The sequence below is a fragment of the Prevotella sp. MA2016 genome, assembly GCF_000619825.1.
GTDB lineage: Bacteria > Bacteroidota > Bacteroidia > Bacteroidales > Bacteroidaceae > Prevotella.
In genome coordinates this window covers 477555-503857 of sequence record NZ_JHUW01000006.1, presented here as the reverse complement: position 1 = coordinate 503857, position 26303 = coordinate 477555, and the positions used below count along the sequence as shown (strand labels likewise).

Annotated in this window: 23 protein-coding genes; 16 read left to right on the top strand and 7 right to left on the bottom strand. The window is 50.6% G+C overall.

Features of this window, described 5'->3' with window-relative positions:
* Positions 1-2: 2 nt before the first annotated feature.
* The gene (locus T360_RS0101855) at positions 3-545 is read right to left on the bottom strand and encodes a hypothetical protein (RefSeq protein ID WP_028911281.1); all 543 of its coding nucleotides are present in this window, start codon (positions 543-545) and stop codon (positions 3-5) included.
* Positions 546-1079: 534 nt separating this feature from the next.
* Here T360_RS0101855 and T360_RS0101850 point away from each other — a divergent pair.
* The 4 genes from T360_RS0101850 (at position 1080) to T360_RS0101835 (ending at position 3939) form a co-directional block, all read left to right on the top strand.
* The gene (locus T360_RS0101850) at positions 1080-1388 is read left to right on the top strand and encodes a type II toxin-antitoxin system RelB/DinJ family antitoxin (RefSeq protein WP_028911280.1); all 309 of its coding nucleotides are present in this window, start codon (positions 1080-1082) and stop codon (positions 1386-1388) included.
* Positions 1330-1629: a hypothetical protein gene (locus tag T360_RS0101845; protein ID WP_155949349.1), complete on the top strand. Its 300-nt coding sequence runs from the start codon at positions 1330-1332 to the stop codon at positions 1627-1629. Before T360_RS0101850 ends, T360_RS0101845 begins: the two co-directional genes overlap by 59 nt.
* A gap of 263 nt (positions 1630-1892) precedes the next feature.
* Positions 1893-3275, top strand: coding sequence for a hypothetical protein (locus T360_RS0101840; protein WP_028911278.1), 1383 nt, complete (start codon positions 1893-1895; stop codon positions 3273-3275).
* A complete protein-coding gene (locus T360_RS0101835; protein ID WP_028911277.1) occupies positions 3268-3939 on the top strand; it encodes a hypothetical protein in 672 nt (223 codons plus the stop codon). The genes T360_RS0101840 and T360_RS0101835 overlap by 8 nt, the downstream gene beginning before the upstream one ends.
* Here the strand turns inward: T360_RS0101835 and T360_RS0101830 are convergent.
* The gene (locus T360_RS0101830) at positions 3929-4372 is read right to left on the bottom strand and encodes a DUF6169 family protein (RefSeq protein WP_155949348.1); all 444 of its coding nucleotides are present in this window, start codon (positions 4370-4372) and stop codon (positions 3929-3931) included. The two genes, T360_RS0101835 and T360_RS0101830, sit on opposite strands and share 11 nt — an antisense overlap.
* A gap of 763 nt (positions 4373-5135) precedes the next feature.
* On the opposite strand from T360_RS0101830, the gene T360_RS0101815 reads away from it, so the two are divergent.
* The 10 genes from T360_RS0101815 to ccsA all read left to right on the top strand — a co-directional run bounded on the left by T360_RS0101815 (position 5136) and on the right by ccsA (position 18841).
* Entirely contained in the window at positions 5136-5603 is a 468-nt protein-coding gene (locus tag T360_RS0101815) for a hypothetical protein (protein ID WP_028911274.1), read from the top strand.
* Positions 5594-7819 (top strand): DUF3987 domain-containing protein, encoded by a 2226-nt coding sequence (locus T360_RS14385; protein ID WP_051523280.1) that lies wholly within the window; start codon positions 5594-5596, stop codon positions 7817-7819. The genes T360_RS0101815 and T360_RS14385 overlap by 10 nt, the downstream gene beginning before the upstream one ends.
* 96 nt (positions 7820-7915) lie before the next feature.
* Positions 7916-8362 carry a DUF5675 family protein gene (locus T360_RS0101805; RefSeq protein WP_028911273.1) on the top strand — a complete coding sequence of 149 codons (447 nt, stop codon included), beginning with the start codon at positions 7916-7918 and terminating at the stop codon, positions 8360-8362.
* A gap of 112 nt (positions 8363-8474) precedes the next feature.
* A complete protein-coding gene (locus T360_RS0101800; protein ID WP_028911272.1) occupies positions 8475-10244 on the top strand; it encodes a carbohydrate-binding domain-containing protein in 1770 nt (589 codons plus the stop codon).
* A 72-nt stretch (positions 10245-10316) separates the two neighbouring features.
* Positions 10317-11519, top strand: a complete 1203-nt coding sequence (locus T360_RS0101795; protein WP_028911271.1) for a sensor histidine kinase — start codon at positions 10317-10319, stop codon at positions 11517-11519.
* Complete coding sequence (locus tag T360_RS0101790) at positions 11516-12235, top strand: LytTR family DNA-binding domain-containing protein (protein ID WP_028911270.1); 720 nt, start codon at positions 11516-11518, stop codon at positions 12233-12235. The genes T360_RS0101795 and T360_RS0101790 overlap by 4 nt, the downstream gene beginning before the upstream one ends.
* Before the next feature lie 136 nt (positions 12236-12371).
* Positions 12372-13652 (top strand): autotransporter outer membrane beta-barrel domain-containing protein, encoded by a 1281-nt coding sequence (locus T360_RS0101785; RefSeq protein ID WP_028911269.1) that lies wholly within the window; start codon positions 12372-12374, stop codon positions 13650-13652.
* Between the two features lie 39 nt (positions 13653-13691).
* Positions 13692-15026 (top strand): imelysin family protein, encoded by a 1335-nt coding sequence (locus T360_RS0101780; RefSeq protein ID WP_036928455.1) that lies wholly within the window; start codon positions 13692-13694, stop codon positions 15024-15026.
* Positions 15027-15076: 50 nt separating this feature from the next.
* A complete protein-coding gene (locus T360_RS0101775; RefSeq protein WP_051523278.1) occupies positions 15077-16831 on the top strand; it encodes a di-heme oxidoredictase family protein in 1755 nt (584 codons plus the stop codon).
* Positions 16832-16861: 30 nt separating this feature from the next.
* Entirely contained in the window at positions 16862-18841 is a 1980-nt protein-coding gene (ccsA, locus tag T360_RS0101770; protein WP_036928452.1) for a cytochrome c biogenesis protein CcsA, read from the top strand.
* 80 nt (positions 18842-18921) lie between these two features.
* On the opposite strand, the gene cysK is transcribed toward ccsA, so the two are convergent.
* Positions 18922-19869 carry a cysteine synthase A gene (gene cysK / locus T360_RS0101765; protein ID WP_028911265.1) on the bottom strand — a complete coding sequence of 316 codons (948 nt, stop codon included), beginning with the start codon at positions 19867-19869 and terminating at the stop codon, positions 18922-18924.
* 180 nt (positions 19870-20049) lie between these two features.
* Positions 20050-21342: an O-acetylhomoserine aminocarboxypropyltransferase/cysteine synthase family protein gene (locus T360_RS0101760; RefSeq protein ID WP_028911264.1), complete on the bottom strand. Its 1293-nt coding sequence runs from the start codon at positions 21340-21342 to the stop codon at positions 20050-20052.
* 185 nt (positions 21343-21527) lie between these two features.
* Here T360_RS0101760 and T360_RS0101755 point away from each other — a divergent pair, with 185 nt between their 5' ends.
* On the top strand, positions 21528-21995 hold the full coding sequence (locus T360_RS0101755) for an Lrp/AsnC family transcriptional regulator (RefSeq protein WP_028911263.1): 468 nt from the start codon (positions 21528-21530) through the stop codon (positions 21993-21995).
* On the opposite strand, the gene hemG is transcribed toward T360_RS0101755, so the two are convergent.
* The 3 genes from hemG to T360_RS0101740 are packed head-to-tail and all read right to left on the bottom strand — an operon-like array spanning position 21992 to position 25608.
* Positions 21992-23341, bottom strand: a complete 1350-nt coding sequence (gene hemG / locus T360_RS0101750) for a protoporphyrinogen oxidase (protein WP_028911262.1) — start codon at positions 23339-23341, stop codon at positions 21992-21994. The two genes, T360_RS0101755 and hemG, sit on opposite strands and share 4 nt — an antisense overlap.
* A 2-nt stretch (positions 23342-23343) precedes the next feature.
* The gene (gene hemN / locus T360_RS0101745; RefSeq protein WP_028911261.1) at positions 23344-24708 is read right to left on the bottom strand and encodes an oxygen-independent coproporphyrinogen III oxidase; all 1365 of its coding nucleotides are present in this window, start codon (positions 24706-24708) and stop codon (positions 23344-23346) included.
* 42 nt (positions 24709-24750) lie between these two features.
* Positions 24751-25608: an AraC family transcriptional regulator gene (locus T360_RS0101740; RefSeq protein ID WP_028911260.1), complete on the bottom strand. Its 858-nt coding sequence runs from the start codon at positions 25606-25608 to the stop codon at positions 24751-24753.
* A 249-nt stretch (positions 25609-25857) separates the two neighbouring features.
* On the opposite strand from T360_RS0101740, the gene T360_RS0101735 reads away from it, so the two are divergent.
* Positions 25858-26247, top strand: coding sequence for an L-rhamnose mutarotase (locus tag T360_RS0101735; RefSeq protein ID WP_028911259.1), 390 nt, complete (start codon positions 25858-25860; stop codon positions 26245-26247).
* Positions 26248-26303 lie beyond the last annotated feature (56 nt).

Genomic DNA, 26303 nt, shown 5'->3' with positions numbered 1-26303 from the left:
CCTTAGTCACCGTTCGGCTCGTCTATCGGATCATAGCTACCACCGCCAGAGGTGTTTCCACCGCCGCTATTCTCCCCTCCCTGGGAGGGGCTGGGGGAGGTCCCAGGGGAGGTTTCCTCTCCCTTCACCAAACTCTCGATGTTGATAAACTCGGCCTTCTTCAGGAACTCTCTCGACGAGATATTCTCCTCGGCAGCCTGCTCGGGCAGGAATCGGATGTGCAGCGCCTTCAGGTGCTTACCCACGTTGAAATCCTCCTTCTTCACCGCACCGTTCTTCTGGTTCTCCAAGGTGCAGTAGAACGTGCCAAGGCCGTCAATCTTCACCTTCTTACTCTCCAGCAGCATCTCAATGAGACACGAGCGAAACTTTTCCAGCACGCCAAACACCACGTCGGGGGTGTAGATAGAGCCATGCTCCGAGATGTGATTAGCCAACCTGCGCGTGTTCAGCGTTTCCAGGTTCTTGATGTTAGCGAACCACTTACCAAAAGCACTCGATGCGCTGTTAGTGTTCTGCTTTACTTCATACAAAATTTTTGCCATAATTTAAATGTGTTTTACATGGTATTAGATTCATTGCGGCCAACTACATCGGGTGACCTGCCTCCCGCTTCTACTGCAAGTGAAGTGTATCTCCAAATGCACTGCAAAGGTACAACATTTCTCGTGCGCATCCAAAATTCGTCCCTCCAATTGGCCCGATTTTGATGAAGAATTTGATGAATTTTGAAGAGAAGTAATCTTCGAGGCTCGAAGCCGTAATTTTCGGCCCTCGTGTATTACTTTTCGCCGATAACGGGCAAGATGCGCATTTTCGGTTGCCACATCGCCACTTTGCCACTTTGCAACATTAAGCCCCCTCAAAACTGCACCCCTGCCCTAACTACAAATATATAATAATTAAAATTATTATATATTCTAAAGACACACCCACGGAAACAAGCAAGTACCTTAATGTGACATTGTCACAAAGTGGCGATGTGACGACAAATTATTAAAAAGACACAAATTTACGTCATTATGATTTCACTATGACGTAAAAATGATTATATTTGCAGCAATAAAACAGATAAGAATATGGCACAGGTATCTATGACCGTGAGGCTGGACTCACAACTAAAGAAGCAGTTCAACGAACTGTGTAACGAGATCGGGATGAGCGCCAACACCGCCATCAACGTTTTTGTAAAAGCTGCAGTGAGAACGCGTAGCATTCCATTCAAGATTGATCTCAACGAGCCCGAGGCCGAAAATCCCGCACTAAAGAGGTTTCAGGAATTTCGCGCGAGTGTAGTTGCCGATGATTCCCGTCCGGAAATGACTCTTGATGAAATCAACGAAGAAATTAGATTGGCCCGCGAAGAAAGGAAAAGGCGGAAACAATGAAGATCTTGGAATCATTATAAAGATAGATATGACAAATCCCCCAAAATTTAAAGTTGGCGATACAATATACTGGTATTGCGATGAGGATGGACGAGTGCATCATGCAGAAGTCCAGTATGTAAATTATGCCAAAGTTGGCAACTATTATATTGAGGTGAATTATGAAGTTGAAGAAGAACGTAATGGCATAAAGAAAACGTTTTTCATAGACGATTATGACGCAATGGATAGTGAATTATAATATCAGGTAGATATAAATTTACCGCAGAGCTGACAATGGAACAGACAAGAACTGACACATATTGAGAGAAGGTTATTCAAAAGAACTGGACAAATGAAACGGTGGCAAATTGTCACCAGTTGAAAAAATGAATGTTGTCAAGACTGGTGGTACATAAATATGATGCGATTGACAATATTTAACCATAAAATTTTCCCCGTTCGTATCAAGAAGAGCGGGATTTTTTCTATCTTTGCGCGCTGAAAAAAAAACTATAAGACAACATGAACATAGAATACTATAAAGAGTACATTCAGGATAGCGTCATCAATCCATTAGAGCTGCTGATGGGTAATGATGTTGAGGAGGTGTCGGTCTACAAGAAGTATTACCATCGTGAAGGTTTCCCACCGAAAGATGCAACATACCAAAAACTACTGCACGAAATGATGCTACCTTATTACAAGATGTACCTGAATGGCGACACGCGTATTTGTTGTGTAGGAACAAAGTTGGAAAGCATACGCCACAAGATGGATCACGCCATAGAGGACGATGACCAATTTGGCCAGTGGGCCTCTGAGCAAGACCTGATTGTGGCGGCTGAAGGCTGGGGTGACAACCTGAATCGCTTTGAAAAGGAGGAGAAACGTATCTACCGGTTCTTCCATCTGCTGAAAATGCTGTTCGAAAGCGGTTGCAAGCAAGACTGGGTGAGACTGTCGGAGAAATTGAAAGAGATGCTTTTCAAGGCTGAGATGTGCTACAATTATAAGACCGACGAGGTGCTGTGTATATTGCACGCCTTCACAATGATTATGCAGCAGGAGTGGACACTGGAGAAGAAGAGGGAACAGTTGGCTCTGCTCAACAACCAATGGAAGTTTCTGAAGCACTACTATTCGGTAATGATACGGCATATCATCGGTGTCAGATGGACCAGCTTCAAGAAGGTGGCTGAAACCGTGTTGAAGGCAAGCCAGTCGTTCAGACCCCACATGCACATCTTCTACTGCGGCCTTATTGACTGCGTGGACGAACTGCATCTTGACCGCAGGCATCAACGTGAGATGGACAAGATCATCATGCTGATGGGAGAGGAACTGAACCGGATAAAAGACCATTCGGAGGTACTCTATGAGTTATGCGACGCACTGTTCCCTGAGGATTTCCAACGTATGCTCCGTGAGAACAGACCCAAGAGCTATAAGGAGGTGGAGGACGAGAGTAATCATAAAGACGAACTGATTGCCGAGATGGAACATCAGACAAAACTATTGCACAAGCAGCTGGACAGGGCAGAGGACATGTTGCAGAAGATGGTGCTTTCGGCTATCCCTATCGAAGATGTTGACAAGGAGCTGATGAAGTATCCTCCAGGTGTGGCGTGGGATTTTCTGTTGAAGTTGAATGCCAATCCCATCATCTGTATGCAGGAGGCTTGGCGTGAGAATTATCCATCTCTGCTTGAAAAATATCGCAAGCGTCTATATGAACCTATTGACCAGCAACGCGACTTGACCGATGCGATAATGAAAGTTGCCGAGCGGCCAACCACCTCGTACAACTATGCCAGCGGAGCCACCCACGATGATAAGCGCAGCCAACTGGTGCTGGGAGAAGAAAAAGACAAGGTAGTACAACTAAAACGACTGACCAATGAGTGACAATTATCATTATGAAGACGGAGCCATTCATCATGACCACAAGAAGGTGCTCCATATTGACCATGTGAGCGGCGACAACTTAGGTACACTTATCAAAGCATTCTTCAAAGACAATGTCGAGGAAGCCGAGGTTGTGGAAGAAGTCAAGGAAACCGCAGGGGAATGTAACGAGTTGCTGGTCAATGATGTTTTCTCTGATGAGTTGTTTACCACCAACGAGCGATTGTTGCAGTTGCGAACAATCATCAACGAATCCGTCGGCATGGGTGATCAGGAAAAGATAGACCTTAGCACAGGCTTGGAGTGGTATTGGCTATATCAGGCCATCTACGATGCCGGATTGTTTGAGACACGCAGCAATCACGAGAATGTGGTAACCGCGGTGGGCTTTGTGCGCCAGATAGCCAAATGGCTCCCTGATATCATCAGTACAGATGATGAGGAACGTATCCGTAACATCTGTAAAAGCGTCTCTGCTGAGCAGGCCAAATGGATGATGAACGGCAGGCCCGTAAACCTTGTAGATATCGAGGCTAACCGCCGACGCATGACGGCAATGAAGCCCGCGAAAATAGAACGTATCGTCAGAGTTGCCTATCATGGGCTATACACAAAACTTATTGCCCTGAAACAAGATATATTGAAGGAGAATATTACTCGATAGGCTTTTTTAGAAATGCAGCCAACTCATCAAAACGCGCCAGGATCAATTCTAGGTCTGGGTGCGTTTTTTCTACGATAATAGCGCCATAGTTGGGAGTATTATCGTCCATCACGTCCTCAACGGTACGGATTTCATATAGGTCGCGATGCTCATAGGTATTGAACCAGCGCAGAAACAAGCGGAAGCGGTACTTCTGCATATCGTCGCCAGTAGCACAGATATAAAGCAGTACGCCACCATTAGTACGGAAGAACTCTTCGATGATGGCAAGGATGGTATCGCGGAGTTTGCGGTCATTGGGTGATGGCTTTTTATTCTTATTATTGATATCGAAAGCACATACCTCCATCTGTAGTATCTCTGTATTGACGCTCAAACCAATTTCGTAACATACTTCGTAATCAGTATCAAACGCAAAAACTCCGTCCTTCACCTTCCAAACAAAATAGGGAGAACGGAGATTAAGCCGATTTAAATCAAGTGTGTACATAAATGTCTAAACAGCAAGTTCGTGTTCAACGACTCTCTTTTCCAAACGTTTGTTTGATTCCTCAAACCATTTACGCTGCCTTGCCTGAAATGCTCGCACTGCAGCAAGCATCTCTTCGTTTGAACGTGGTGTGAATCTCTTGTCCATTTTTGTCCTTTCTTCTTTTCTTGGTGCAAATATATTGCAAATAATTGAGAATTCCAAGAAAAGAGGCAAAAATCTGAATATTATACGTTTTTTGAGTCATTTAGTTAGACATTTTATTAGATTCATTAGACAGAAATACGCCAATGAATTAGACTCATTAGACAAGCGAGGATATAGTGCAAAAATTATTCGGAAGGGCCCCTTTTTCCATATACCTTTGCACTCGGAAAACAGAAAAACCGAATGCAACGGTGCGGAGGTTAAGCCCTGTGAGTACACCATTATTTTTATGTCAATAAAAAAGCAAATTTTCAAAGAAAACTACCCTCTGATGGTTAATCAGGCTCGACAGCAGATGGCGCTGATGAACAAGTGCAGAATGCTGAGTAGAAGAACTAACAGAGGGGGCAATCAACCTTTCTACATGCAGTATCTTAATCGCTAACAAATTTTCAAGTTTTTAACTCTGAGTTGAGGTGAACGGAGTCTCGCGAGATTTCAATCACAATCGAAAGGTGGCCACCCTTCTGAAGCTTCGCTCAACCAAAACCCAGAAACAATGAATCCTCAGAATTATCAAGAACAGATTCTTAATAGCACCATCCAGATGGATGCAAGTATTAACTTCATGGCCAACGGCGATATCAACATATATCCATGTCCGTGGGAGAATGAGAAGCAGGTGACTGATGGCAGTCGGGTGCGCTATCGTGCAGGCGTAGAGGTGGATGCCGACGGACGCACCAGAGTGAAGCGCTACAATGTGGGCAAGAAAGGTCCTAGACACGAGACGCTTTACGAGACGGCACATGGGGCTGTGAAAATAACCAGACCGCAGTATCGCCTCAAGGCCGACGGGTATCACAAAGAAGGACCACGCCGACGTATGGACGAGGAGTTTGTATACGTAACCTTTAAGTTCCCGAAGAAATACGGGCTGGCACTCACCAAGGCTCTCTACCAAGAGGAGGCCGACGAGATTATGTCGTACTTTAAAACAAGAAAGGAGGAAACAATATGGAAGTAAACGAGCTGATGGAACAGGAATATTTCACTTGTATAGGTAGGGGACACGGTGCCCCCTGCCTACCCTCGACCCGAAAAGAATGGGAAGCCCTGCGACGCGAACCTTGGTTGGCTGAGATGTGCCAACGCATAGAGAACGGTCAGGACGAGCTGAAGCACAGACTGCCCGTGTGGACACCGAGTTGCGCTGAGTTTAAGGATAACCATCGCGCTGCAGCTGATGCACTCAAACCTTTGAACCGCCTGATGATGGACTTTGATGAGAAGGGACACACGGAGGAGATCCTTCAAAAGTTGAAGAGTGGAAGTGTTGAAGAGTGGAAGTTATCGCTGCCAGCGGGCATGGAGGTGCTGCTGGTGGAGGAGTCGGCCCGTAGGGGTACGCATGTGCTGGTGGAGTTGCCTGCCGGCATGGATGCTGCCACTGCCCAACAGCTGATGAAAGAGGCTACGGGGTTTGAGCCTGATAAGCAGGTGAAGGGTGTTGACAGATGTATCTATATGGTGCCGGAGGATCATACCCACTATGTGAGTGAGAGACTGTTCACCTCACCCGTCACCTCCCCGCTCGAGTTCTGCTCGCTTGCTACCGAAGGGGTGCAAGAAGGAGAGGAGAGGTGCTTCAAAGGCATTTCGTATTCAGACATTATCGCTGAGTGGTGGCATCGCAATGGTGGTGAGCCTGCCGAGGGCGAGCGTAATGTAAAGCTGCACCAGCTGGCCGTGAACCTGCGCGCTATCTGCGATAATAAGAAAGAGGTGCTGATGCAGGTGATGCCACGATTCGGGCTCGCTGAGACTGAGTTGAAATCGATTATCGATTCGGCCTGCAAAGAGGAGCCTAAAGGCATCTCGAAGGTGATACAGCAGATAGTGGATCAACTATCAATCTGCCCCGACCCCTCACAAGCAGCAGAGATGGATCAGGATGAAGCTCTCTCTCCCTGGAAGAAGGTTGGGGTGAGGTCGCTGCCCATCGGACTGAAAGAGTCGCTGGTTGGTGTGCCCGCGTCGATGCACATGCCTGTGCTCTGCGGTGTGCTGCCGATAGCTGCTGCCTATGCCGACCAGGTGGAGGTGGAGTATTGCGACGGCAACCGTCAGCATCTGGGGCTGATGTCGATTATCCGTGGTGAGCAGGCTTCTAATAAGAGTGTGGTGAAGAATGCCGTTGACATCTGGAAGCGACAGTTTGACGAAGAGGACAGACTGGCCCGCAAGCGCGAAGAGGAATGGAAGGAGCGCAAGAAGAGTCGTAAGGCTAATGAAAAAGCTCCCGACGACCCGAAGGTGCTGATACGTATGGTGCCGGTGACGGTGAGCTGCTCTACCCTCTTGAAGCGACTGAAGAATGGACAGGGACACACACTCTACAGCTTCGGTGAGGAACTGGACACGCTGCGCAAGACCAACGGTGCCGGCTCATGGAGCTCGAAGTACGACATCTACCGACTGTCGTTCGACCGAGGTGAGTGGGGTCAGGACTACAACAGCGATGCTGCCGAATCGGGTGTGGTTGACGTGGCCTACAACTGGACGATGCTGGGCACCAACGGTGCTATGCGCAAATGCTTTAAGAGCGACAATATCGAGAACGGTCTCTCATCACGCATATTGGTGGCCGAGATGCCCGACAGCTCATTCTCAAAAATGCCCAAATTTGGCCGACGTTCTGCCGACGACGAAGCCAGGATTCAAGAAGCCGTGAGCCGTCTGCGCTCTTACAGCGGACTTATCGACACTCCCCGACTGCGCAAGGCTATCGAAAACTGGGTAGAGCAGAAGCGCGTAGAGGCAGCCAAGGACATCGACCACGTGAAGGACACCTACCGCAAGCGTGCTGCCGTCATCGCTTTCCGCTGCGGCGTGGTTTTCCACCTGCTCTCAGCTGCAACCCGCGAATCCAAGGCTTGTATCGACTTTGCCCTGATGATGGCCGACTACTGTCTGATGCAGCAAATCAAAACCTTCGGCGATGCCCTGCAGAACCAGTATGTAGAAGCCAGCGAAGAATGCCAGCGATATGGTGCCAACCACAGCGTGTTCGACCAGCTGGCTCCCACCTTCACCCTCGACGACCTGCGAGCCCTGAAGCGCGGCTACTGCTCGGAATCGGCCCTGCGCATGATCATCTCACGCTGGATGCGCGACGGATGGATCATCAAAATCGACCGCCACCACTGGAGGAAGGAAAAATTGAAAAATGTAAAAATGTAAAAATTGAAGGCTGCGATTAAGCGAAGGCAGAGCCATGCTTGCATGAGCTATGCTGAGCGTGAGCAGGCTCAATACGAAGTATTAAGAATTGAAGTTATGGAATTGATATTAGAACGTATAGCAAAGCGCAAAACTTATACCATCGGTCATATCTACATTCAGCGACATGTGGATGATGAGTATCTGGCAGGCACGGAGAACCAGTACTTCTGCGACACACTGGAACCCACTTGGCGCGACTATGCCCATGGTGCCTACAAGGTGAAAGGCCACTCGGCCATACCTGAAGGTAGGTATGCCGTGGTGATCAGTTGGAGCCCCAGGTTTCAGCAGTGGTTGCCCATCCTGCTTGGCGTGCCCAAGTTTGAGGGCATACGCATCCACGCAGGCAACACAGCCGCCGACACCGAAGGCTGCATCCTGGTAGGTAAGAACAAGCTGGTGGGGCAGGTCGTTGACAGTCGCATCTGGCTGCACCGTCTGAAACAGAAGATTGTAGAGGCCAAAGACCGCGACGAGCCGGTGTGGATAACCGTCAAGTAGTCGCTCTTCGTAATTCGTTTTGGCCGGTTCGCTGAATTAATTTGGCGGATCGGCCTCATCATACTACCTTTGCAGCATGAAAAAATAAGTTTAAGTTTTAATTTAAAACAATATGAAACAGGTAATACTCAACTCGATGCTTATCGCATCGATGATTACAATGGCCAGCTGTTCGACCGAAGATCCGTTCAGCGGCAATAGTGACAATTGGTTCGGCGGTGACAACAGCAGCGAGATGCCTACACCAGGCGGTACCGGTAATTCGACGACTACCGGCGAGCTGACCACCTTTGCCGTGACTATCGACAAGACAACGGCAGAACCCAGCGCCACAGCCACTGCCTATCTGCCCGATGAGGAGGATGCCCTGGAGAACAACAGCTTTACGACTGAGATCGCTATCGACCTGAGCAACCCTACTGCCAAGACAGAGAACGGTGTAGAGATCACGGTGAAAAACGGTCATATCACAGCCAATCACGGCTCTACCAAGAGCATCTGCTACGTATTGAGCGGCACTACCACCAATGGCTCGCTGACCGTTCTGGGTGATAAGAAATACGAGGTAAAACTGAATGGTGCCAACATCACCAATCCCGATTCAGCAGCACTCAACCTGCTGAGCGGTAAGCGTGCCTTTATCGTGCTGGCCGACGGCACCAGCAACTCGCTGACCGACGGCACCAGCGGCAGTCAGAAAGGTGCGCTCTACTGCAAAGGAAAACTTCTCATCAACGGCACAGGACAGCTGAGCGTGACGGGAAACACCAACAATGCCATACACTCGGCAGACTACATCATCTTCAATAGGGGTAACAATATATATGCCAAATCCACAGCCAATCATGGCATCAAAGCCAACGACGGTGTGTTTATCAACGGCGGCATCATCAATGTGGAGGTATCGGCCGCTGCAGCCAAGGGCATCAACTGCGAGAGCAACATCATCGTCAATGGCGGCCGCACGACCGTGATCACCACTGGCGACGGCACCTACGACACCGACGACAAGGAAGCGAAAGGAGCAGCTGGCATCAAAGCTGACTCTACGTTCACCATCAATGGCGGTGAGCTGTGGCTCAAGAGTACTGGTAGCGGTGGCAAGGGCATCAACGTGGATCAGAACGCCAACTTCTGTGGTGGAGCCGTCTATATCGTGACCGAAGGTGGACAGTTCAAGAGCAACAATGACACCGCCTCTCCCAAGGGCATCAAGGTGGATGGTGATATCAACATCAGTGGCGGCACCATCTGGGTGCGCACCAACGGCTATAACGGCGAAGGCATAGAAACCAAGAGCGCGCTGAACATCAGCGGTGGCGAGGTAGCCAGCTATGCCTACGATGATGCCATCAACTCGAAAGGCGACATGACCATCACTGGTGGCTATGTCTATGCACAGGGCAAGAACAACGACGGTCTGGATGCCAACGGCAATATCTACCTGAAAGGCGGACTGGTGTATGCCATCTGCTCAGGCCAGCCCGAAGTGGCCATCGATGCCAACAGCGAAGGTGGCAAGAAGATCTACCTCACCGGTGGCACCATCGTGGCCGTAGGCGGACTGGAGAGTGGCAGCAGTCTGAGTCAGGCTTGCTATCAGACTTCATCATGGAGCAAGAGCACCTGGTACACGATGACCATCGGTGACAACACCTTCTCCTTCCGCACCCCGTCCAGCGGTGGTTCAGGTCTGGTGGTTTCTGCTGCATCCACTCCCACCCTGCAGTCGGGCACCAGCATCAGCGGCGGCAGCAGTTTCTTTGGCGGACTGGGCATTGCCGGCGGCACCATCTCAGGCGGAAGCAGCGTTTCGCTGTCCGGCTATACTGGCGGTAATAGCATGGGTGGAGGCGGTGGCTGGCCTGGTGGCTGGCATTGAAAGAAATCTCACCGAGAGCACAATAAATCACTTTTCCACACGTTATTATTAGTAGTAATAGGTATGTACTGGATGAAGAATCAATCTCGACAGGAGAATCTGCTATATCTGGCGGTGTGGGGACTGCTTTTTGCAGCCCCACTCATCAGTCTGGGAGTGCGCAGCGTGAACGAGGCCGAAACGGTGTTCAACTGGCACGAAGTGCTGATGGTGTGGGACCGGTTTGGGGTGTTTCTCCTGCTGTTTCTGCTGCACAACTTCCTGCTGGCACCACTGCTCATCCACCAGCATCGCCGTGTGCTCTACACCACACTGACGATATTGCTGATAGCAGGATATATGGTATTCCAATACCAATACGCTCCCCGATACATGGGGGTCCGCCGACCGCCTATGGAGCAGCGCGGACCATATCCTATGGATATGCGCGAACCGCATCCTATGGATCAGCACGAGCCTCCCGGCATGCCTCAGCCGGCAGCGCCTGACGACAGAACACCACGGCACGAGTTGCGCCAAGAACATGAGATGCGCGCAAGGCGCCACCACTTTGGTGAGCGCGACATCATGGGGGGAGTGATGCTACTGCTGATGCTGGCCGCCAATCTGGGTGCCAAGCTCTACTTCCGCAGCAGCAACGACCGACGGAAACTGGAGGAGCTGGAAAAGCAGAATCTGGAGCAGCAGCTGGAATATCTGAAATATCAGATTAACCCACACTTCTTCATGAACACGCTCAACAACATCCATGCGCTGGTGGATATCAACCCTCAGAAAGCCCAAGACACCATCTTGGAACTGTCGAAGATGATGCGCTTTGTGCTCTACGAGGGGGATAAGAGCGGCGTGCCCCTCACCAAGGAGTTTGAGTTCATCCGCAACTACACCCGACTGATGCAGCTGCGCTATACCGACAAGGTGAAAATCAGCGTTGATCTCCCCACCGAGGCACCCGACAAAACCATTCCTCCCCTGATGCTCATCACGTTTATCGAAAACGCCTTCAAGCATGGGGTGAGCTATCAGCACGACTCGTTTATCAACATCAAGATAACGATAGACAATGACCACCTCTACTTTGACTGTCAGAACTCCAAAGCCGAGAGGCTGCATAAAGAAAATGCACAGGGAGCCAACGGCACGTCGGAAAAGAAAGGAGGAGTAGGTTTGACCAACGTCAGGAAACGACTCAACCTGCTGTACGACAAGCGCTACACGCTCGACATTAAGGATGAACCCGATATTTACACAGTCAAACTAGTTTTACCACTATGATACGTTGTTTAGCTATCGATGATGAGCCGCTGGCTCTTGAGCAGATCACTGCTTATATTAATAAGGTGCCGTTTCTGGAACTGGCTGCCAAATGCCAGAGCGCACTCGAAGCACGTACGTACTTAGAGAGCGACACCGTTGATGCCATTTTCTGCGATATCAACATGCCCGACCTGAACGGTATGGACTTTGTGAAATCGCTGGCCGTTCCGCCGCTGATTGTATTCACCACCGCCTACTCAGAATATGCGGTAGAAGGGTTTAAAGTGAATGCCGTTGACTATCTGCTGAAGCCTTTTGGCTTGCAGGACCTGCAGCGTGCTGCCAATCGCATCAAGGACCGACTGACCGAATCGGTAGCTGCAGCAAAGCCTGCAACCGATAGCGACGACTCGCTCTTCCTGAAAACCGACTACCGCATTGTAAAGGTGAGCATCCCCAACATCAGGTATATCGAGGCCATGAGCGAATACCTGAAAGTGTGGATAGAGGGTGAGTCCAAACCCATCATCACCCTGCTTTCGATGAAGAAGATGGAGGAACGTCTGCCCAGCAATTTCATGCGCATCCACCGCTCTTATATCATCAATCTCAATAAGATACAGGAGGTGAACAAGAATCGTGTCATCATGGACGCCGACACCTATCTGCCTATAGGCGATATGTACAAAGAAACCTTCCAGACCTATCTCGATACCAAGTTTTTAGGTAAATAAATACCTATTATTGATTATATTATTTAAGGAATCTCCCGACAGTGTGATGCCTAAACACTCAGTTTTAGGTATTGCACTGTTCTTATTTTACCTGTACCTTTGCACCCGGAATTCTTAAAAAAGACAAAATTAGGAGATGAAAAGGATTGTAAACACATTGATGATGATGGCCATCTGCTTAACTGGAAGTGCCCAGACAAGCAGCGCCGACAGTACTAAAACTTCTCGCCTGACCGTTGGTGGCTATGGCGAAGCTAACTTCACACGCAACTATTATAGCGACCACGTGAGCCGCTATAGTCAGCCCGAAGAGCATAAGAACGACCCTAGCCATGGACGTTTCGATATCCCCCATGCTGTGATATACCTTGGCTACGACTTTGGTAAAGGTTGGAGCTTTGGCACCGAGATAGAGTTTGAGCACGGTGGTGCTGGCATCGCCTATGAGAAAGAAGACGAAGAAGGCGGTGAATGGGAACAGGAAACCGAGAAAGGCGGCGAGGTGGAGCTGGAGCAGTTCTGGCTGCAGAAGTCGTTTGCCCGTTGGGCCAACCTGCGCGTAGGCCATATCGTGGTGCCTGTAGGTTTGAACAATGCCCACCACGAGCCATTGAGCTACTTCACCGTTTACCGTCCTGAAGGCGAGAACACCATCATGCCCAGCACATGGCACCAGACGGGTGTATCTTTCTGGGGCCGCCATGGCAAATTCCGCTATGAGGCGCAGTTCCTGGCTGGCTTGAATGCCGACCAGTTTACCAACGTGGGTTGGATTCACAAGGGCCACAAGTCGCCACTGGAGTTTGATGTGGCCAACAAATATGCCACTGCCCTGCGCATCGACAACTACTCTATCCCCGGTCTGCGCATCGGTTTGAGCGGCTATTATGGTCATAGCATCGGCAACACCTATCCTAATGATGCCAACGGCACTGGTGCTACTAATAAAGGTAAGGTGGCCATCGGCGCCATCGACTTCACTTATAAAGCCCACAACTGGATTGTGCGCGGACAGGCCGACTACGGCTATCTGAGCAACGCCAGCGAGCTGAAGTATATGTACAACCGACTGAACTCTAAATCGCCTTTCAAGCACTCGGCTTTTGTGAGCAGCAATGCTTATGCCATGGGTGTAGAGGCTGGTTACGACATCTTCTCGCAGATTCAGAGCATGCGCCAGCAGGGCGAGCGCCTGTATGTGTTCGGTCGCTACGAGGCTTACAATCCTTATGCCAGCGACACCAAAGGCGTGAGCTACGACTACACCGCCGTGAAGCGTATGGCTGTAGGTTTGAACTATCACCCCATCAGTCAGATTGTGATCAAGGCCGAATACTCTCAGCGTTTCCTGAAGAGCCAGTATAACAACGAGCCTTCTATCAACATCGGCGTGGCCTACGAAGGATTCTTCCTCTAAGAACAGTTAGTAATAACCATATAAATCGTAAAAAAAGCAATGAAAAAATCAATTTACGCAATGTCGGTCCTGATGCTGGGACTTTCATTTACTGCCTGCAGCGACAGTGAGAACAACAACGAAGAGAACAATAACGAGTTCAACGTTGTCAACACTACCCCACTGGTAGATGAGGACACTTACGCTCAGAATACTACAGCTGGAAACTATAGCAGCAAGGCCTTCGGTCAGGGTGCTATCGACAACTGCCTCTCACTCATCAACGAGCTTGAGAATGCCAATACCATCATTGCCACCTCAAAGCTCAACGAGGCTCAGGAGGCCTATCTGCACAAGGTGCTCGAGACGCTGGTTGGCAATGTGATTGTGCCTACCTACACTCAGTTGGCCGATGATGTAGAGGACCTGGAGAAGACCCTCAACGGTCTGACCGTCAACAACATCACTCAGGCTCAGATTGACAAGGCTTGTGCCGACTTCAAGCAGGCTCGCCAGAACTGGGAGCGCTCGGAGGCCTTCCTGATGGGCGCCGCCAGCGATTTCGATATCGACCCTACCATCGACTCATGGCCACTGAACCGCAGCTTGTTGCTCAACTATTTTAATAATGGTATGAACGACGAGATGCTTGAAGATGCCACCATCCTTGGTTTCCACGCACTGGAGTTCATCCTGTTCCGCAACGGTCAGAACCGTAAGGTGGCTGAGCTGCAGGGCAACGACACCTATACCAACTTTGAGAAGATAAGCGGTGCTCAAGAGCTGGCTTATGCTCAGACCATCTGCAACCTGCTCAAGCAGCGCTGCTTCCAGCTTCAGGTAGCCTGGGAGGGTGAGACAGCTGCCAACGCAGCACGTGCGGCCGTAGTGAAGGCTGCAGGTCTCGACATCACTACCGAGGCTGGATTGTCATACGGTGAGAACCTCACTCAGGCTGGTATCAGCGGCAGCAAGAGTACCTTCCCCACACTGAAAGACGCTATTGCACAGGTGCTGAGCGCCGACGAGGGTTCGTGTGTAGCCATCTGCAACGAGGTAGGAACAGCTAAGATTGCCAACCCATTCTCTGCTGGCGACATCGCTTATGTAGAGTCACCCTATAGCTACAACTCTATCACCGACTTCCGCGACAACATCCGCAGTATCCGCAACGTATGGTTGGGTTCTACCGACAAGAAGGCCAACACCTACAGCTTCCACACCTTCTTTGCCAGCGTAAAGAGCGACAAGGTGAACGCTGCTGTAGAGAGCAACTATGTTGGTGCCATCGAGGGTATCAGCAACATGCCTACACCATTTGTAAAATACTGCAGCGTGGTATGGGGCAAGAACTTCGACGATCCTGATAACTGGGACTCTACATCTGGAGAGTAACAGTCGAAAAAAAGCACCTGATATTCAACTAAACAAATATTATATATATAATGTATAAGACGAAACTTTCTAAAGTTATATGTTTCGGAATGCTGTCGGTCGCAGGACTGACAGCATGTTCCGATAATAATGAGTCGGGCAGCGACCTGGGTCAGCTGACACCCGAAGAACAGTCATTTGGTAAGGCCACGGGCAACTTCACTGCCGAGGAGTGGTATCCTGGCGGACAACTGGGTACTACCGAGAAGGCCAGCTATTCGGCCATCACACCAGCTGCTCAGGCTGCAGGTATGGAGGACGACTTCAACACGGGTGAAGGCTTCTTCGAGAAGCTCTACACCTTCGAGCAGGAGCCCCGTAAGGGCTTAGGTCCTGCGTGGGTGCGCAACTCATGTATCGCCTGCCACCCCAGCTACGGTCATGGCAAGCGACAGACCGAGTATCGTGCCAACACCATTGGCAACGGCTATCTGCTGGTGATTTATCATCCTGATACTAACGGCTATATCACCGAGGTTACAGGTATGCCGCAGACTCAGGCTATGTCGCCTTTCAAGGCACCTATCGATGAGAGTCAGATCACGATTGACTGGAAGAACGTTACAGCCATGGAGAGCGGACTGCCTATGCAGTTTGAGGATGGTGAGAGCTACTCTCTTATCTATCCCGACGTGACTATTCCGCAGACAGCCTTCAACACCAATCCTAAGCCCACCAACTACGAGGTGCGCTTGGAGTCAACCATCGGTGTATATGGTACCGGACTGCTTGATGCCATCAGCGATGAGGATATTGAGGCACAGTGGAAGGCCGAGTCGATGCATGCCACACTGAACCCCGCCATGTGGGATCAGGCTGCAGGCACCTTCAAGCCTGCTGCCTACTACTCAGCAGCTTATAACGACCTGGGCACCTTCCGCAATGGCCATGGTCCGCTGAAGCGCTTCACCTATGCCATGACGCGTGGTTCGCTGCAGGATGGTGCGGGCTCTAACGCCATCTGGAACATCACCAACGTGACCCGCAGCGACCGCCACTTCCTCTACACCACACCAGCATGGGCCAAGGCGCAGAGTGAGGATAAGGAGGTTATCGCCTATATCAAGGAGCATGGTGCATCGCCACTCAGCATCCTGCACCCCTACTATGCCGATGGTACCGACGAGGGTATCGCTCAGCGTGTGAACGAGATACTGAGCTGCTCATCAATAGCAAAAAAGGATATTTTTGACAAATACCTCTTCCAGGGAGCACCTTACAATGGCAAGGACGAGATGAGCGACAAGCAGTACTACCAGTTCATGGTATGGCATCGCGGTCTGGCTGTTCCTGCTGCCCGCAACCTGAACGATGCCGACGTGCAGCGCGGCAAACAGTTGTTCACCGAGATGGGTTGCGCGCGTTGCCACCGTCCTTCATGGACCACCAGCAACGACGATATGTGGGTAGATGCGAGCATCAAGAGCTATGCCAAGAGCGTGGGCAAGGATGCCGCAAAAATGCTGCCAAAATATCCCAACCAGACTATCTGGCCTTATACCGACATGGTTCAGCATCGCCTGATGATGAAGAATGACATCCGCACTGGCTGGTGCCGCACCACCCCACTCTGGGGCCGCGGACTGTCAATGCAGCTCACTGGTGCCAACGACCGTATGCACGACTGTCGTGCCCGCAGCGTGCTCGAAGCTATCATGTGGCACGGCTACTCTAAACAGTCGGATGCCTACGGACCAACAGAGAAATTCTATCATCTGCCCAAAGCTGATCGCGACGCAGTGATAAAATTCATCGAATCCATATAATAAATATGGTATGTATGCGTTAATATAAACATGAAGCAAATAATAATCATCCTTTATGTCGTGGTGGTTGCCGTGATGGCAGCCGCCACGATTGTTGAGAAATATCAGGGCACAGGCTATGTGTCTGATCATATATATGGTGCATGGTGGTTCTCGGCTCTCTGGGCCTTGCTGACCGCTGCCACAGTGTTCTGGTTTATCAAGCGCCGTGTGCACCGACCCTCGGTAGTGGCGCTCCATCTGTCGTTCGTGATTATCCTGGCTGGAGCATTGCTCACGCATCTCACTGCCCAGAAAGGCATTGTACTGCTGCGCCAGGGTGAGACTACCAATCATTATCTCACCCGCGACATGGTGACCCACCAGCTGCCCTTCAGCATCACGCTCAAATCGTTCGAGATAACGTATCACGAAGGTACCAAAGCGCCTGCCGACTACATCTCGCATGTGGTTATCGACGGCGAGCCTACCACCATCTCGATGAATCAGATAGCCAGTCATCGTGGCATCCGACTCTATCAGAGCGACTATGATGAGGATATGCAGGGCAGTATTCTGGCTCTGAACAGCGACCCTTGGGGCATCCCCGTTACCTACGGCGGCTATGCGCTGCTGTTTGTATCGCTGGTATGGATGCTCATCGACCCTCGTGGTGCCTATCGCCAGGTGCTGCGCCGCATGTCGGCTGTAGTCTTGCTGTGTATGGTGTTCAGCTTAGGTCATGCAGCGCCGCGCGCACTACCGGAAGAGACGGCTCATAAGTTCGGACAGCTGTTTGTAGTGTACAACGAACGTGTGTGCCCCATGCAGACTTATGCACTCGACTTCACCAAGAAGCTCTATGGCAAGCGCCACTATCAGGAGTTCAGCGCCGAACAGGTGCTCACGGGCTTTATCTTCTTCTACGACGACTGGGTGAAAGAGCCCCTGAAGCAGGAGAAGAAGGAGATGAAGATGATGGACAAGCAGGCACTTATCAGTCAGATACACGAGGGCATCCCGCTCAAGCTCTTCCCTTACAACGATAAGGGCACCATCACCTGGTATGCACCTACCAGTTCGCTGCCAGAGACAATGGATCCGGAGCACCAGAAATACATGCGCGATGTGTTTACCCGACTGAATGGTGAGATACAGGCCGGCCGCTATGATGTGGCAAATCAGTACCTCGACAAACTGCTGCAGTATCAGCTCACCTTTGGCGAGCGCTCGCTACCCAGCAGTATGCGTATCGATGCCGAGCGCCTGTATAACCGCATCCCCTTTGCCACCATTCTTTTCATGGTGTGCCTCACGCTGGGCTTCGTCATGTTCTTTGTGGATATCTTCCGTCCGCAGTGGCAGCGTTCGCGCATCCCGTTGGTGCTGATGGCCTTGTGCTTCGTAGCGCTGTCGGTATGTATGGCACTGCGCTGGATTGTTACAGGCACCATACCCATGAGTAATGGCTATGAAACCATGCTCACCCTGGCATGGCTCATCATGCTGCTTTCGATGCTGATCAGAGGTCGGTTTCCCATCATGCTCACCTTCGGATTCCTGCTGGCAGGTTTCTTCCTGCTGGTGAGCCATATCTCGCAGATGGACCCACAGATGACGCACCTCATGCCTGTGCTCAACTCGCCTCTACTCACCATCCACGTGTCGGTCATCATGATGGCCTACGCCTTGCTGTCGCTCACGTTCATCAGCTCGCTCACGGCACTCATCATGCCCAAGAAGCGCGAAGAGATGCACCTGCTGTCGCAGCTGATGCTGTTTCCTGCCCTCACCTTCATGGGCTACGGCATCTTCATCGGTGCCATCTGGGCCAACGTGTCGTGGGGCACCTACTGGTCGTGGGATCCGAAAGAGACCTGGGCACTCATCACCTTCATGATCTATGCAGCCCCGGCTCATCGCCAACTCAAGATAAACTATCATGTATATATGGTACTGGCATTCCTCACCATTCTGATGACCTATTTTGGGGTTAACTACTTCCTCGGAGGCATGCATTCCTACGCATAAAAACACAAGGTGGCTGATCGTTATTGATCAGCCACCTTCTTTTATATCTCTCTAAAATAAACTTATCTTATACTCTTCTCTTACAGTGGATAGTCCTCGAAAGCGTAGAGCACTGTAGAGAGATAGCGCTCACCAGTATCAGGCAGCAGCACTACAATCTTCTTACCCTTGTTCTCAGGACGCTTAGCCACCTCGCTGGCTGCATAGAGGGCAGCACCTGCTGAGATACCTACCAGCAGACCTTCCTGCTGTGCAATCTCACGACCGGTACGGATGGCATCGTCGTTCTCTACGTCGAACACCTCGTCGATAACATTGGCATCGTAGGTCTTAGGAATAAATCCGGCACCAATACCCTGAATCTTGTGAGGACCGCTCTGACCGCCGTTCAGCACAGGGCTCGACTTGGGCTCTACTGCGATGATCTTCACATCAGGATTCTGCTCCTTCAGGAACTTACCTGTGCCCGAGATGGTACCACCAGTACCTACACCACCGATGAAGATATCTACCTGACCATCAGTGTCGCGCCAGATTTCAGGACCGGTTGTAGCATAGTGCTTGGCGGGGTTAGCAGCGTTTTCAAACTGCTGCAGGATCACACTTCCAGGAATGCTGTTGCGCAGCTCCTCAGCAGCGCGGATGGCACCTGGCATGCCGTCTTTACCAGAAGTGAGTCGTACCTCGGCTCCATAGGCTTTCACCAGGTTGCGACGCTCTACACTCATGGTCTCAGGCATGGTAAGGATCAAGTGGTAGCCCTTAACGGCAGATACCAGTGCCAGTCCAACGCCTGTGTTGCCACTTGTGGGTTCAATAATGGTTGCTCCGGGCTTCAAAATGCCTTTTGCTTCAGCATCCTCAATCATTGCCAGAGCAATACGATCCTTCACACTTCCTCCAGGATTAAAGAATTCTACCTTGGCGATAACAGGAGTGTCAAGACCCTTAGCCTTAGAAAACTTGTTGAGCTCAAGAAGTGGAGTGTTGCCGACGAGCTCAGTCAGCTGTTTTGCAATCTTAGTCATAATCCTTACCTTATTTTAAATTAATAACAAATAAATATTTCTTTTTCAATTGGAACTTATTTCCAAGTGCAAAGGTACGACATTTTTTCCGAACCCACAATCCCCTTAGTAGGGCATTCTATATACCAAACGTTTGGTATATTAACAAAAAACGGGGTTTTTAGCCCCGTTTCCTTGTTTTTAAATCTGGTCGAACGCCTGTTTCAGGTCTTCCAGGATGTCATCGATATGCTCCGTACCGATGCTCAGTCGGATGGTTGAAGGTGTGATATGCTGTTCGGCCAGCTCCTCAGGCGAAAGCTGAGAGTGAGTGGTGGTATATGGATGAATCACCAGACTCTTCACGTCGGCCACGTTAGCCAGCAGTGAGAAGATCTTCAGAGCGTCGATAAACTTCCAGGCCTCTTCCTGTCCACCCTTAATCTCGAAGGTGAAGATTGAGGCACCACCATTGGGGAAGTACTTATTGTAGAGTGCGTGGTCGCGATGGCTCTGCAGGGCTGGATGGTTCACCTTGGCCACCTTGGGATGATTAGCCAGGAAGTCAACCACCTTCAGGGCATTCTCTACATGGCGCTCTACACGCAGACTCAGTGTCTCTACACCCTGCAGCAGGATGAAGGCATTGAATGGCGACAGGGTGGCACCAGTGTCACGCAGCAGCACGGCACGGATACGGGTGACGTAGGCGGCAGCACCAACAGCATCGGCAAACACAATACCATGGTAAGAGGGATCGGGCTTAGCCAGTGTGGGGAACTTATCGGGATTGGCCTTCCAGTCGAACTTGCCACCGTCAACAATCACACCACCCAGAGATGTGCCATGACCACCCAGGAACTTGGTAGCAGAGTGAACCACGATGTCGGCGCCGTGCTCCAAAGGACGAATCAGGTATGGTGTTCCGAAAGTATTATCAACAATGAATGGGATTCCATGCTTATGTGCCACAGCAGCCACACCCTCAAGGTCGAGCACATCGCTATTAGGATTGCCGAAAGTCTCGGCATATACAACCTTTGTGTTGGGTTGGATGGCTGCCTCGAGGGCTGCCAGGTCGTTCACGTTCACAATAGTGTTGCTAACGCCCTGTGTGGCCAGTGTGTGGGTGATGAGGTTGTAAGAACCACCATACAGGTTGTCGGCTGCTACAATATGGTCGCCAGCCTGAACGATGTTCTGCAGGGCATAGGTGATAGCGGCTGCACCACTGGCAACTGCCAAGCCCGCTACACCACCCTCGAGTGCTGCCACACGATCCTCGAACACACCCTGTGTAGAGTTGGTCAGGCGACCGTAGATATTACCAGCATCGCGCAATCCAAAGCGATCGGCAGCGTGCTGAGAATTGTGGAACACATAACTGGTGGTCTGATAAATGGGCACGGCGCGGGCATCAGTAGCGGGGTCGGCCTGTTCCTGGCCTACATGCAGTTGCAGTGTCTCGAAACGATAATTCTTACTTGTACTCATAACTTGATTCCTTTCTTTAATTTTTAATTTAACTTTGTTTATCTGGGTGCAAAGGTACAACGTTTAGAAATATCTTCCAAACTTCTTGCATAATTCAGAAAATATGCCTATTTTTGCAGTCAAGAAAGAAAATCTTTCCAAAAGGGCTATGATTTAAGCCCTGAAACAGAATAAAACTCTAAATTATGGCAGAAGTATTAGACGAAACCGACCTGCAGATACTGAAAACGCTGCAAAAAAACGCTAAATTGACCACCAAAGAGCTGGCCGATGCTGTGCATTTGACACCAACCCCCGTGTTCGAACGCCAGAAGCGACTCGAACGTCAGGGGTATATCAAGAAATATGTTGCTGTGCTCGACCCCGAAAAGCTGGGTCAGGGCTTACAGGTGTTCTGCAATGTAAAGTTGAAGCATATCAACCACGAGATTGCCGATGCGTTTGTGCGCCGCATCCAGCGCATTCCTGAGGTGACAGAGTGTTATAACACCTCGGGCTCTTACGACTACCTATTAAAGGTACGTGCGCGCGACATGAAGCAATACCAGGAGTTTGTGCTCAACAAACTGGGTGAGATAGAGAGTCTGGCCTCTATCGAGAGCACGTTTGTGATGAGCGAGGTAAAACAGAACTACGGCATCCACATCGGTTAGAATGTCTCGGCTATAGCGGCAGCCTGCTGAATGCGGTTGCCCATGCCGATGCCGTCGCGCAGATTACCTGCGATGATGAGTCCGGGATACTGCTGCTGGATGGTCTTGACAGCCTCGAAACGCTTGCCGCTGTCAGCACCATACTGTGGGATGGCACGCTCATGACGGAAGATACGAATCATGTCGGGCTTTACATCCTCCGGGTATTTGAGCATACGGTGGAAGGCCTCTACTACCAACTGTCGTATCTCGTCGTCGGTCTTCTGCAGATAGTCGGCATGGCGCACGCCTCCCAGGAAGTATGAATAGAGTGCACCACCTTCAGGCGCACGCTTCACAAAGCAGGCTGATGGGAACAAGATGCCAAGCACCTGTTGCTGCTCCTTACTGGGCACCAGACCGCCAAAGGCAGGATAGTCTATACCACCTGTATTCTTGATGCCCACACACACCTGGATGACAGGTGCATAGTGCAGACTGCTGATAGGCGCCATCAGTTCCTGACTGACGAAGGGCAGCAGTTCGGGCAGCGCATAGGCACCCACGGTGGTGATCACGTGGTTGCAACGTATCTCGTCTTTTCCATCGTTATACAGCACACGCCAGGTGTTATCCTCGGCAGGCTCCACACGGATGCCGGCAGCACCGGTCACGATATCCAGATTCTGAGCCAGCGCATCCACCAGCTTCTGCAGTCCACCAACAGCCGAGAACACTTTCTTAGTGGCCAGTCGGTCACGATCGGTCTTTGGCTCTTTGGCCTTGGCAATGGCACCACGCACAAAACTGCCGTAGTTGGCCTCCAGATTATAAAGCTTAGGCAGCGCATAGCGGGTAGTGAGCTTCATAGGGTCGCCGGCATAAACGCCGGACACAAAAGGATCAACAGCATACTCATAGAACGAGCGACCCAGTCGGCGGCATGCCAATGCACCTACGGGTTCATCGGGGTCGGTACCCTTCTTGCGCCAGGGCTCACCCAGGATGCGGAACTTATCCTTCAGCGTGAACAAAGGGGTAAAGACGGCTCCTGGCAGACTGCTTGGCAGGGCATGAAAACGACTACCCTTCCAAATCAGTCGGCATTTCGATGAGTCGCGTGCCGTCTCCAGTTGGCAACGGCCTTCCAAATCCTGAAACAGCTCAGCCACTTCGGGAAATCCCACCACACCTGTATTGGGTCCACTCTCAAAGGTAAATCCATCCTCGGTGTGAGTATGTATCTGTCCGCCAATGCGGTTCTGCTTCTCGAGCACCACCACATCGCGACCTTTTTTCTTCAAATCGAAAGCGGTGCTCAGTCCTGTCAGACCAGCACCTATCACTACTATATCACGTTGTTGCATCATCAAATGGGTTTTGAGAATTGTTTGTCGGTATGCGCCATCAGAGGGTCGAAAGCGGCAGCCACACAGCGCACAAAGGGACGACCACAGGTGTTCACATCAATATGGTCGGCATCGTAGCGCAGCAAGCCGTCGGCCTGCATCTCGCTCAGCCGGGCCTCATCATAGCCACAAGCCTCCTTCACAGCCGCTGCACTCACACCTAAGTGCTCGGCCACGTCGTTCCAGTTGAGTGCGTAGTTGCACATCAGGGCTTCTATCACCTGTCGCACCAGCTTCTCCTGTGCTGTCAGATGGTAGCCACGCTTCACGTAGAGCTGACCACTGTTCACGGTCTCGATATACGCATGGATATCACGGCCGTTCTGGGCATAGGCATCGTCGAGCTGACTGATACCGGTGACACCGAAGGCATATACCTGAGCTGTGGTGCGACGTGTGCAGTAGCCTTGGAAGTTGCGGTGCAACTGTCCTTTGCTCAGTGCCACAGCCAACTCATCGTTAGGCAGCACGAAGTGATCCAGTCCGATAGGCTGATAGCCAGCAGCCGTCAGCACCTCGGCAGCCACATCGTACATACGTCCTTTCTCTTTCTGTTCCGGCAGCCCTACCTTGTCGAGTATCTGCTGGCGGGGGAAGAGCTTTGGCAGATGTGCATACGAGAATGTAACCAGTCTGTCGGGACGCCACTCTGCTGCCTGCTCGATGGTCAGGCGGAATGAGTCGGCCGTCTGCAAAGGCAGGCCGTAAAGGAAGTCGAGATTCACCGTAGCGCCGCTGTCGTGCAGCAGACTGATAATCTCACCTACAGGCATCAGCGATGGACGGCGATTCACCGTCTTGAGCACATCCTCGCGCAGATCCTGCACACCCAGACTATAACGTGTAAAACCACAGGCGGCCAACTGCTGCCACTGCTGGGCATCCAGATATCCCGGATGGCACTCGATGGCTATCTCAGGGCGCTCGATGGTTGGGGCAATAGAGAGCATGTGCTCGTTGAGCTCCTTAATCATCTCAATAGGCAATGACGTAGGACTGCCTCCGCCATAGTGTATCTGTGCTATCTGGCGACCGCTGCTGATGTGCTGGGCCACCATATCTATCTCCTTATGCAGCGCATCCACATAAGCCTTCACCACCTCAGGTTTGGCCTGGGGATAGGAGTTGCAGCCACAGTAGTGGCACAGGTGCTTACAAAACGGGATGTGCAGATAGAAGGATATCTGATTCTGTCGGGCTTGATTGCTCTGATCAACCATTGCCAAGTAGTCGGCTTCCGAAAAATCACCAAAGAAATTGGCTGGTGGATAACTTGTGTATCGCGGTACAGGACGATTATATTTCTCTATTATATCTGTTTGCATGGTGCAAAGGTACTACTTTTTTTTCAAATAACCAATCCATACTTATATGGATTTTTTGCGATATTGCATGGGTGTCATGCCCGAATTCTTCTTGAAGATGCGGTTGAAATAGGAGTAATCATCATACCCCAACGAGTCGGCAATGCGCTTGATAGGCAAACGGGTTGTCACCAGCGAGAGTTCGGCTTTCTCCAGTTTGCGCTTGGTGATATACACATTGGGGGTTTCACCCGTCTCCTGCTTAAACAGTCGTATATAGTAGTCTTTCGACATATTGGTCATCTCGGCCAGTTCGTCGATTTCAAGCTTGCTACCCAGGTGCTTACGTATATAGCTGAGCGACACCTGTATGCGGTTGTCGCGTACGTCGGCCTTAGGTGTGGCATGCTTCAAGAAGCGCGACATGAGGATATAGAGGATGCCTCGCGATTCAACCTTGTCGCAGAAGGGGCGCCGCTGGTTCAGTTCGATATTGCTCATCAGCGTCTGGTGATTATCATACACCCCAGGGTCGGTCTGTCGCAACTTCAGGAAGGGGTTCACGAAGCAAAGGCGTTTCACCAGGTCCAGATCGCCGTTGACGGCTTTCACTTCAACGGGAAAATCCCATTCGTCGAGCATACTGCCGTCATTCTGGTCTTCCTCGTAGATATGGATATAATAGTGCGAAAACGGTGCATGACAGATATAGCTGTGCTGGGTGTAGGCAGGAATAAAGTAGAGATGATGGGGGCGCAGCGTGATGATGCCCGATGGCAGCTCTAACTGTGCAGTGCCCTCGGTGACGTAATACAAGCGTGCAAACGGACTGCGCACGTTTTTCCAGTTCCAGTCGGAGTAGTTTTCGGCCAACCCGACATTGAGTGTTAGCAAGTGAAGTTTATCTATAGGATAGTTCATAATTTGTTGTCATGTTGTTCACTGTACAAAATAACCACCTTTTTTTATATTATGCAACATTTTGGTTCATTTATTAAATGATCGTTCGAAATAAAGCCATAAAATATCGATAAAATCCTACCAATCTAAATCAAAATTAACTTTTTTCCCTTTTCTACCGATAAAGAGCCCAAAATAATTGATGAATATCAATCTTGTTTGAAAAATAATGGCTACCTTTGCGCTCGAAATTAAAAAAGGCTACGATAAATGAGCGAGATTGTTTCAGGCTATAAGTGCAAGGAGCACGGCATGCCCACCAAACGGTACTGCCAAACCCTAGATCTGAAAGATGACCCCGAGCTGATTGCCAAATACAAGGAGGCCCATAGCCGCCTGAAGGTTTGGCCTGAGATTATGCAGGGTATCCGCTCGGTAGGCATCCTCGAGATGGAGATATACATTCTCGGCAATCGCCTGTTTATGATCGTAGAGACGCCACTCGATTTCGACTGGGGCTCTGCCATGGCCCGACTGGCCACGCTGCCCCGTCAGGAAGAATGGGAGGCTTATGTGTCCATGTTTCAGGCTTGTAGGCCTGATTGCACTTCCAATGAGAAGTGGCAGCTCATGGAGCGCATGTTCCACTTGTATGAATGACATCTTACTAACAACTACTAATGAAGTTCCCTTAAAAGGGAGATCGGTGCGGCTCT

Coding starts and splice junctions, on each gene's coding strand:
- T360_RS0101855 (WP_028911281.1), bottom strand. CDS start 545: ATGGCAAAAATTTTGTATGAAGTAAAGCAGAACACTAACAGCGCATCG.
- T360_RS0101850 (WP_028911280.1), top strand. CDS start 1,080: ATGGCACAGGTATCTATGACCGTGAGGCTGGACTCACAACTAAAGAAG.
- T360_RS0101845 (WP_155949349.1), top strand. CDS start 1,330: ATGAAATCAACGAAGAAATTAGATTGGCCCGCGAAGAAAGGAAAAGGC.
- T360_RS0101840 (WP_028911278.1), top strand. CDS start 1,893: ATGAACATAGAATACTATAAAGAGTACATTCAGGATAGCGTCATCAAT.
- T360_RS0101835 (WP_028911277.1), top strand. CDS start 3,268: ATGAGTGACAATTATCATTATGAAGACGGAGCCATTCATCATGACCAC.
- T360_RS0101815 (WP_028911274.1), top strand. CDS start 5,136: ATGAATCCTCAGAATTATCAAGAACAGATTCTTAATAGCACCATCCAG.
- T360_RS14385 (WP_051523280.1), top strand. CDS start 5,594: ATGGAAGTAAACGAGCTGATGGAACAGGAATATTTCACTTGTATAGGT.
- T360_RS0101805 (WP_028911273.1), top strand. CDS start 7,916: ATGGAATTGATATTAGAACGTATAGCAAAGCGCAAAACTTATACCATC.
- T360_RS0101800 (WP_028911272.1), top strand. CDS start 8,475: ATGAAACAGGTAATACTCAACTCGATGCTTATCGCATCGATGATTACA.
- T360_RS0101795 (WP_028911271.1), top strand. CDS start 10,317: ATGAAGAATCAATCTCGACAGGAGAATCTGCTATATCTGGCGGTGTGG.
- T360_RS0101790 (WP_028911270.1), top strand. CDS start 11,516: ATGATACGTTGTTTAGCTATCGATGATGAGCCGCTGGCTCTTGAGCAG.
- T360_RS0101785 (WP_028911269.1), top strand. CDS start 12,372: ATGAAAAGGATTGTAAACACATTGATGATGATGGCCATCTGCTTAACT.
- T360_RS0101780 (WP_036928455.1), top strand. CDS start 13,692: ATGAAAAAATCAATTTACGCAATGTCGGTCCTGATGCTGGGACTTTCA.
- T360_RS0101775 (WP_051523278.1), top strand. CDS start 15,077: ATGTATAAGACGAAACTTTCTAAAGTTATATGTTTCGGAATGCTGTCG.
- ccsA (WP_036928452.1), top strand. CDS start 16,862: ATGAAGCAAATAATAATCATCCTTTATGTCGTGGTGGTTGCCGTGATG.
- cysK (WP_028911265.1), bottom strand. CDS start 19,869: ATGACTAAGATTGCAAAACAGCTGACTGAGCTCGTCGGCAACACTCCA.
- T360_RS0101760 (WP_028911264.1), bottom strand. CDS start 21,342: ATGAGTACAAGTAAGAATTATCGTTTCGAGACACTGCAACTGCATGTA.
- T360_RS0101755 (WP_028911263.1), top strand. CDS start 21,528: ATGGCAGAAGTATTAGACGAAACCGACCTGCAGATACTGAAAACGCTG.
- hemG (WP_028911262.1), bottom strand. CDS start 23,341: ATGCAACAACGTGATATAGTAGTGATAGGTGCTGGTCTGACAGGACTG.
- hemN (WP_028911261.1), bottom strand. CDS start 24,708: ATGCAAACAGATATAATAGAGAAATATAATCGTCCTGTACCGCGATAC.
- T360_RS0101740 (WP_028911260.1), bottom strand. CDS start 25,608: ATGAACTATCCTATAGATAAACTTCACTTGCTAACACTCAATGTCGGG.
- T360_RS0101735 (WP_028911259.1), top strand. CDS start 25,858: ATGAGCGAGATTGTTTCAGGCTATAAGTGCAAGGAGCACGGCATGCCC.